This is a genomic window from Leptolyngbya sp. FACHB-541, assembly GCF_014695875.1.
Lineage (GTDB): Bacteria > Cyanobacteriota > Cyanobacteriia > Elainellales > Elainellaceae > JAAUTN01.
In genome coordinates, this window is the sequence record NZ_JACJPC010000058.1 from 1 (window position 1) to 2249 (window position 2249).

Consider the following 2249-nt stretch of genomic DNA (forward strand, 5'->3'; position numbering starts at 1 on the left):
TTGCTCGGATTGTGTCTTGGCTTAAGGGAGAACCATTACCTAAACTTCGGGTGTCACGTTTTGCAGCACTGGCACCGCCATGAGACACCTGTAGTACGTTCGCCAACAGCAACAGCTAGTCATCTAATAATCACTCAGCTTTTAGTTCAGCTAATGTTTTCTATAAAAAAATGAAATCAACATGAATTTTACATAACTCTTCAGGGGAGATCATGCTTTTGTCATTCGTCTACCATTTGTGGGACGTGCTGGGTCAGTCAGGCTCTTAAAGTTGAGTATTACTAAAAAGACATTAGAAACATTAGGGGTATAAATGCAAACTATCTCGAAAACTACTAAATTTGACCATGAGTCAGAACGAATTGCTATCGGATTACGATTAATAGGGTGGTTAAGCTTCTGGTTGCAGCTTGGGTTAGGCATTGTATCAGCACTAATGTTAGAGTTTGCGATCGCCGGTCGTAACTTCAATCAAGCCATGACACAAGACTCTGAAGCCGGTATCACTAATGTTAGCGAAGCCACCGCTTCTGGAGTCGGGGTGGGTATCTTCTGGGCAATTTGTGGAATTTTAGTGCTGTTGTTCAATATCTACTTGGCATTTCGCTATACGCGCTTTGGTAAACGTCTCCGCAACCCAAATCCGGCTATGCAGCCTGAGCAAATCATGGTTCTAAGTGTTCTACGGCTTAGTATTATTGTCGGTTTGTTTGGAATGTTAATGGCTATTATAGGAACCGGATCAACACTAGGAATTCTTCTGGCAAAATCTATTTCTCAGCCTCAGGGAGTTACTGTTTACGATCCAATCCATGCTATCCGTTCATTAGATATCCTCATTGCAATGGCAAATATGGGTGGGATCGCTGCTCACTTTACGGGTACAGCCAGTTCTTTTGGTCTATTTAACTGGCTGCATCGGCAATAGCTACTAAGATTAGTACTTCCTTGACAACAAGGTTCGCTTTGGAATGACGAGAGGAGTGCTGTTGGCGATCGCCAACAGCACTCCTTCGATTGCCCGCCGTCTTGTTGATACAACCATTTTTATAGCATTTGCACGGGCTAGCTATGGGATTGCGTATTGTGTTGCTGCAAAGATTGCAAGTGGACAATCAAACCTTTTAGGGGAGAGAGGGTCAACCGAAATAGCAGCATTACTATCACACATTGCTGATCTCTAGCCTCATGTGATACAGAGCTGCAATCTGTTGTTCTGCTTCAACTAAGTCTGCTTCAAGGTCGTCAAATAATGCTGTTGTAGTTGGATCAGTTAATTGATTAGACAAGTTTTGAACTTCAGTGATTTCTGTTCGTAAACTGTGTAAAGTTTGGCACAGCAACTCTGTGTCATGGCTCAGTTGCGATCGCTCTAAACGTGCAAATACCTGACTGTAATTCACCTCAGCATTGTTGTCTGCTAGCAGCGACTCCTGCACTTGAAATTCAGCAAAACGATTTTCTAGCTGCTGAATATGATGTCGTATTGTTGAACAAATGACTTTAAAGCTGGAGCTTAACTGCGAATTGGATAGCTTTTGAGTATAGCGTTGAAAGGCTTCTAGCAAATGAGTTTGACGGTGCAGAATGGTGTTTAGGTGAGTAGCGATCGCTACCTTGCTAGACCCGCCCCACATTTCTGCTAATTTCCACCATGCTGCGTCGGTTTCCTGGTTAAGAGATGAGGCTAAAGGAAGTTCTAGCCTGGAAAGAATTGCAGCCGTGAAAATGGGAAGATCGCCCAGTCGTCGAGCCGTGACTAAAATCCCATCAATGACGAGCGGTTCATCAATGTAGTTAGCTCCAGCATTCTGCAAATCCTTACGAATTGCACGGGCACCTGTTACATCACGTCCTTTCAACACATCTGCCTCGATCAAAACTTGTGGACCGTGACCAATGGCAGCAACTAAATGGTTCTGATTTAGCGCAGTTTGGACAAACTGTACGGCTGCAATATCAATCCGCATTCGTTCAGCGGCTATTCCACCTGAGATCAAGACGGCATCGAAATCCTCAACTCTGGCTTCTGATACGATTCCATCGGGTTCAATTGAAATTTTCCGATGTTTACCCTCATATTTCTGTGTCAGCTGTGAGCCAAGAACTATAGCTCTACGGGAGCACGTTAGGACGTTATTTTAGAGATAGATAAGCGTTTAGGAGTGCCAATGTCAGCCCCCTACAGTTATGACCTTCGTCGCAAAGCGATTGATGCAGTAAAGCGTGGTGAGCGTAAAAGTGAGGTG

2 protein-coding genes are annotated in these 2249 nt (G+C 44.1%); one reads left to right on the forward strand and one right to left on the reverse strand.

What is annotated here, in order from left to right:
- Positions 1-313 precede the first annotated feature (313 nt).
- Positions 314-928: a DUF3611 family protein gene (locus H6G00_RS12215; protein ID WP_190796932.1), complete on the forward strand. Its 615-nt coding sequence runs from the start codon at positions 314-316 to the stop codon at positions 926-928.
- A 235-nt stretch (positions 929-1163) separates the two neighbouring features.
- Here H6G00_RS12215 and H6G00_RS12220 read toward each other — a convergent pair whose 3' ends face one another.
- Positions 1164-2111 carry a DJ-1/PfpI family protein gene (locus tag H6G00_RS12220; RefSeq protein WP_190796933.1) on the reverse strand — a complete coding sequence of 316 codons (948 nt, stop codon included), beginning with the start codon at positions 2109-2111 and terminating at the stop codon, positions 1164-1166.
- Positions 2112-2249: the final 138 nt, after the last annotated feature.

What these genes read in the sequence shown, in the direction of transcription:
- H6G00_RS12215 (WP_190796932.1), top strand. Translation starts at nt 314, where the DNA reads ATGCAAACTATCTCGAAAACTACTAAATTTGACCATGAGTCAGAACGA.